The organism is Phenylobacterium sp. (assembly GCF_036263695.1).
Taxonomy (GTDB): Bacteria; Pseudomonadota; Alphaproteobacteria; order Caulobacterales; family Caulobacteraceae; genus Phenylobacterium.
The window spans coordinates 1-4,994 of sequence record NZ_DATAGM010000437.1; the positions used below are offsets into that span (position 1 = coordinate 1).

A 4,994-nucleotide genomic window follows, 5' to 3' on the forward strand; every position below is an offset into this window, starting at 1 on the left:
GGGCGTGCGGTGGGCCGACACGACGCTCGCCGAGTACTCGACCCCGAGCGCCTCCAGGCTCTCGGCCGCGCCTCTCAGGATCGGCCAGTCGGACCGGCTCCCCATGATGATGGCGACCGGCGCGGCCTTGCCTGTATTGCGTGGCGCCATGGGACCCCCTGGGACAGAAAGGCGCGGAGTATAGGCGCCGGCTTTGCCTCGGCAACCGATCACGGATACGATTCGCAAGTCTCGACCCGAGGCGTGATTCTCACGTCGAAACCCATGAAGATCAGCGGCGCCCGAAACGAGCCCTTGCCGGACCTCCGCCGGCGCGCGCCCGCGAAGGCCTCCGCCCCGCCGGCGGGCCAGCCCGCCCCGGCCGACGCCGCCGCCTTCCTGGGCCTTTCCGAAGCCGACCTCACGCCCGCCGTTCAGCAGGCGCTGCAGACCCTGCTCGCCGAGGTCGACGACCTGCGCCAGGAGGTGTCCCGGCTGAAGGCCCGCCTCGCCGAGGTGGAAGGCCTGGCCGACCAGGACGCGCTGACCCCCCTGCTCAACCGCCGCGCCTTCATGCGCGAGCTGAACCGGATCCGCACCTTCGCCCAGCGCTACGGCTCCCCGGCCAGCCTGATCTACTTCGACGTGGACGGGCTGAAGGCGATCAACGACCGGTTCGGCCACGCGGCGGGCGATGCGGCGCTGAAGGCCATCGCCGAGCGCCTGCTGGCCAACGTCCGCGAAAGCGACATCGTCGGCCGGATGGGCGGCGACGAGTTCGCCGTCGTGCTCGTCCAGGCGGACCGCTTCACCGCCAAGGCCAAGGCCGAGTCGCTGGCCGCCCAGATCTCCGACACGCCGATCCAGCTCGGCGACTGGTCCATGCCCCTGCGCCTCTCCTTCGGCGTCAAGGACATCTCCCCAGAGATGGAGCCGGAGGCCATCGTCGCCGAGGCCGACGCGGCCATGTACGCGATGAAGCGGGCGCGGAAGGCGTGACGGCTTCGCCTCCCCTTCAGGGGAGGGCCGACGATGCGAAGCATCGCGGGGTGGGGGAGTCCGGTGCGCAACCAGCGCTGATCGCCCGGCTCCTGCAGGAACGTCACCGCCCCACCCGTCCGTCGCTGCGCGCTGGTGCACCCTCCCCTAAGAGTAGAATGAGAGCTACGCGATGATATCCGGAGTCAGCTGGTCCTCGATCCGGGCGATCTCGTCCTTCAGCTGAAGCTTCTTGCGTTTCAGCCGGCCGATGGCGAGCAGGTCGGGGAGCGTCATGGCGGCCATGGCCTGGACGGCGCTGTCCAGGTCGGCGTGTTCCTGCTTCAGGGCGGCGAGGCGTGCCCGGAGGGCGGACTCCGGCTCGTCCGCGGTCTCGTCGAGCATCTGAGCGTTCCGCGCGGCGGTCGCCCCAGGATGGCCGTTGGCCTTTGGCGCGTAAAGCTGGGCGACCGAGAGGGCGTCGGCCAGGCGGACCAGAGCCTCGTCCGGCGGCGGATCACCCCAGGCGGCGGCGGCGGCGCGCAGCGCCTGCAGTGGATCCTCGCTCCGGCGCGCCGGCACCAATCGGCCAAGCGCGTCCAGCAGCGCCTGCTCGGCCTTCAGCTCGGCAGCCTTGACCTCCTCACGCAGCGCCTCGCGGGCCGTCTCGGACAGCGGCGGGGTCGAGGACTTCAGGGCCCGGCGCACCTGGCGCAGGGGGCCGAGCACCTCCCCCTCCCACAGCTGCGCGGCCTCCGCCGCCCGCTCCAGCAAGCCGGCGTCGGCGGCGCCCGACCAGACGGCCCACAGCAGGAAGCAGGTGTTCTGACCGTGCGCGTCCTGCAGGTCGAGGCAGGCGCCCGCCACCCCCGGCCGCTCATAGGCGGCCACGGCCCAATCCCAGAGGCTCACGCGATCTCCGTCCCGGTCTTGGGCCCGATGTCCTGCCCCCAGCGCCGCACCGGCGTCCAGGACAGGCCGAACAGGTCGAGGCAGCGGCCCACCGACTGGTCGATGAACTCCTCGATGGTGGTCAGGCCGGCATAGAAGGCCGGCATCGGCGGGGCGATCACCGCCCCCATCTCCGCCAGCCGCACCAGCGTGCGCAGATGGCCCAGGTGCAGCGGCGTCTCGCGCACCATCAGCACCAGCGGCCGCCGCTCCTTGAGCGTCACGTCCGCCGCGCGGGTCAGCAGAGAGGAGGTCACGCCGGTGGCGATCTCGCTCATCGTGCGCACCGAGCAGGGGGCCACGATCATGCCCAGCGCCGGGAAGGATCCGGAGGCGATGGAGGCGCCGATGTCTCCCAACTTGTGGGTCACGGCGGCCTTGGCCTGGACCTCGCCCACCGTGAGCTTCGTCTCCTGCGTCACAGTCTGGGCGGCGGCCCGGCTCATCACCAGATGGCTCTCGACGCCCAGTTCGCGGCAGGCGTCCAGCACCCGCACGCCCAACTGCGCGCCGCTCGCTCCGGAGATGCCGACGATCAGGCGAGGCGACTTAAAATCGCTCATTGAGCGCGCTCCCCCGCCCGGATTCGCGGCGCCGGAAAAGCTCGGCCGCATGCAAACATATGTGATCTGACACTTGGTCGCAGCGGGTGTTCACTCCATCTGAATGTCAAGCGCGTTCACTTCCCACTCAGCAGCAAGGAGGCGCATCCTATGGCCGTAGACGCCCGCATCCGTGAACTTGGTTCCCGTCACCAATCCCTGGAACGGATGATCCAAGACGAGATGAGAAGGCCGTCCGCCGACGAGATCAAGCTGAAGGAATGGAAGCGACAGAAGCTTCGCCTCAAAGAAGAGATGGAGTCCCTACGGATCCAGGCTCACTGAAGACGACAAAGGCCCGCAGCGATGCGGGCCTTTTTCCTATCTGCTCACCTGGCAGGCCGGGATGAGCGAGAGGATCAGTCCTCCGCGTACTCCTCGTCGAAGTCGGCGGGCTCTTCCTCGACCTGACCGGTCTCGGACGCCGGCGCCAGGGTCGGGCCCTCCGGCTCGACGATGCCGCGCTTGGCGTCGTCCTTGGCCTTCTTCTCGGCCGCCTTCTGGACCACCGCGTCGAGCTCCATCTGCGTCGCCAGGCCCAGGCTCACCGGGTCCACGGGCTTGATGTTCGCGGCGTTCCAGTGGCTCCGATTGCGGATCTGGTCGATGGTCGCCTTGGTGGTGCCGAGCAGGCGGGCGATCTGGCTGTCGGGCACTTCCGGGTGGTTGCGGAGGAACCAGGCGATGGCGTCGGGCCGGTCCTGGCGGCGCGACACGGGCGTGTAGCGCGGCGCCTTCTTCACCGGCTTCAGCAGCTCGGCGTGCCGGCTCTTCTGGGCCTTCATCCGGTACTTGGAATCGGTCTGCGCCCTGTCCAGCTCCTCCCGGGACAGCTGGCCGTTGGCGATCGGATCGGCGCCGCGGATGTCGCGCGCCACTTCGCCGTCGGCGATGCCCTTCACTTCCAGCGGGTGCAGGCCGCAGAAGTCGGCGATCTGCTCGAAGGTGAGCGAGGTGTTGTCCACCAGCCAGACGGCGGTGGCCTTGGGCATCAGGATATCGGCCATCTCGGCGCTCCGGAAACAAAGGCGCCCGGCCTTTCGGCCGGGCGGTGTGGTGCTCCGTCATATAGGCCGGTTCCACGCACAAGAAAACGACAATCCTCAGGCAGGTTCCGCCGGGAACCAGACGACACGGCGGAGGTTGATCCCAGCAAGCCGACAGCACAGCCCAGATGAGGAGGAGCGCATGCCGCGCCAGGATTTCTGGAATCGTCACCGGGGTCGCGAGCGCAGTTGGGACGTGCGCGACCTGCGGGAGGACTTTGGCCAGGCGGACTACAGCCGAGACTACGGCTTCGACCGTCACCGCCGGGTCGGTTACCGCAACGAGGCGCGGACCGGCGGCCGAGACGACTTCGGCCAGGCGGACTTCAGCCGCGACTATGAATACGACCCCCGCAGCCGCACCGCGGTGCGCCGCGAGGAGATGCGCGAACCGCTCCGGGACGACAGCCGCCGCATTGAAGGCGACGCGCGCGGCTATCGAGCCAACGAGAGCGCCATGGACCGAGATCGCCGCTTCCGTGACGAACCTGTCGAGCGGCGGCTGGACGATCCCAAGACCTGGTTCGGGGGCGGGCGCGATCGCGACAGGGACCGCGACGGGCGCGATGACCGGCTCGAGCGCAACGACAGCCGCCGCGCCGGTCGGTACGACCCGGACGAACAGATCTGGCGCGAAGTCTGCGACCGGCTCTCGGACGACCGCCGGCTCGACGCCCGCGAGATCGAGGTGGATGTTCGGGACGGCGAGGTCACGCTGCGCGGCATGGTCGAAGACCGCGACCAGAAGCGCCGGGCCGAGGACCTGGCCGAGGTGGCCGGCGTCGTCGACGTCCACAACCACCTGACCATCCGCAGCCGCTCCGCCGGCGAGAGCCGCGGCTCGGCCTGGCGGCGGGGCTTCGGGCTCTCGGGCTAAGGCGGCGGCGCGGCGGCGACAGGCCCGCCGCCGCGCTCCCGCGTCCGCAGGATCGGATGCGGCTCCGCATTGCGCTGCCCGCCGGCGAGGATGGCCTTCAGCGCCAACGCGTCAGCCGGGGCCGCGCATTTGATGTCATTGTCGAAGTAGGCGTAGACGTCGAGGCCCTGGGCGCGCCAAGCCTCGATTCGGCTGGCCCAGTCCTGCAGCGTCTCTTCCGGATAACTTCCGTAGTAGCGCCCGCCCGGCCCATGGCCGCGGACGTAGACCCAGTCGGCCGTCACCTCCCACGGCGCCGGGGCGTGGTGGTGGTCCGAGAGGGTCAGCGCGACGTTGTGGTCGGCCAGGATCTGGAACACCGCCGGCTCGTACCAGCTGGGGTGCCGAAACTCGACGGTGTGGCGCCGGCCCTTGGGCAGCAGCTTCAGGAAACCCGCTAGACGGTCGTCGTTGCGGTGAAGTCCGGGCGGCAGCTGGATCAGCGCCGGGCCGTAGGCGCGCCCCAGCAGCGCCATCCGCCCGAACACCAGCTCGACCGAGTCCTCGCAGTCCTTGAGCTTC

Annotated in this window: 8 protein-coding genes; 3 read left to right on the forward strand and 5 right to left on the reverse strand. The window is 69.7% G+C overall.

From position 1 onward, the window contains the following. Positions 1-150: AIR carboxylase family protein (locus tag VHK87_RS17640; protein ID WP_329636209.1), on the reverse strand; the 150-nt coding region annotated here is incomplete at its 3' end. A 114-nt stretch (positions 151-264) separates the two neighbouring features. On the opposite strand from VHK87_RS17640, the gene VHK87_RS17645 reads away from it, so the two are divergent. Next, a complete protein-coding gene (locus VHK87_RS17645; RefSeq protein WP_329636202.1) occupies positions 265-978 on the forward strand; it encodes a GGDEF domain-containing protein in 714 nt (237 codons plus the stop codon). A gap of 165 nt (positions 979-1,143) precedes the next feature. On the opposite strand, the gene VHK87_RS17650 is transcribed toward VHK87_RS17645, so the two are convergent. Together VHK87_RS17650 and VHK87_RS17655 are read right to left on the reverse strand one after the other, a co-directional pair. Further along, positions 1,144-1,869: a TIGR02444 family protein gene (locus VHK87_RS17650; protein ID WP_329636203.1), complete on the reverse strand. Its 726-nt coding sequence runs from the start codon at positions 1,867-1,869 to the stop codon at positions 1,144-1,146. After that, a complete protein-coding gene (locus VHK87_RS17655; RefSeq protein ID WP_329636204.1) occupies positions 1,866-2,471 on the reverse strand; it encodes a UbiX family flavin prenyltransferase in 606 nt (201 codons plus the stop codon). Before VHK87_RS17655 ends, VHK87_RS17650 begins: the two co-directional genes overlap by 4 nt. Before the next feature lie 150 nt (positions 2,472-2,621). On the opposite strand from VHK87_RS17655, the gene VHK87_RS17660 reads away from it, so the two are divergent. Further along, the gene (locus tag VHK87_RS17660) at positions 2,622-2,795 is read left to right on the forward strand and encodes a YdcH family protein (protein ID WP_329636205.1); all 174 of its coding nucleotides are present in this window, start codon (positions 2,622-2,624) and stop codon (positions 2,793-2,795) included. 74 nt (positions 2,796-2,869) lie between these two features. Here VHK87_RS17660 and VHK87_RS17665 read toward each other — a convergent pair whose 3' ends face one another. Then, complete coding sequence (locus VHK87_RS17665) at positions 2,870-3,517, reverse strand: DUF1013 domain-containing protein (RefSeq protein WP_329636206.1); 648 nt, start codon at positions 3,515-3,517, stop codon at positions 2,870-2,872. 181 nt (positions 3,518-3,698) lie between these two features. Here VHK87_RS17665 and VHK87_RS17670 point away from each other — a divergent pair, with 181 nt between their 5' ends. Beyond that, positions 3,699-4,433, forward strand: a complete 735-nt coding sequence (locus tag VHK87_RS17670; protein WP_329636207.1) for a BON domain-containing protein — start codon at positions 3,699-3,701, stop codon at positions 4,431-4,433. Here VHK87_RS17670 and VHK87_RS17675 read toward each other — a convergent pair. Further along, positions 4,430-4,994, reverse strand: a 565-nt coding sequence (locus VHK87_RS17675) for a DUF72 domain-containing protein (RefSeq protein ID WP_329636208.1), incomplete at its 5' end; no start/stop codon positions are given. The two genes, VHK87_RS17670 and VHK87_RS17675, sit on opposite strands and share 4 nt — an antisense overlap.

Bases quoted from the DNA above. Each gene is read 5' to 3' on its own strand.
- VHK87_RS17645 (WP_329636202.1), top strand. From the start codon at position 265: ATGAAGATCAGCGGCGCCCGAAACGAGCCCTTGCCGGACCTCCGCCGG.
- VHK87_RS17655 (WP_329636204.1), bottom strand. From the start codon at position 2,471: ATGAGCGATTTTAAGTCGCCTCGCCTGATCGTCGGCATCTCCGGAGCG.
- VHK87_RS17660 (WP_329636205.1), top strand. From the start codon at position 2,622: ATGGCCGTAGACGCCCGCATCCGTGAACTTGGTTCCCGTCACCAATCC.
- VHK87_RS17665 (WP_329636206.1), bottom strand. From the start codon at position 3,517: ATGGCCGATATCCTGATGCCCAAGGCCACCGCCGTCTGGCTGGTGGAC.
- VHK87_RS17670 (WP_329636207.1), top strand. From the start codon at position 3,699: ATGCCGCGCCAGGATTTCTGGAATCGTCACCGGGGTCGCGAGCGCAGT.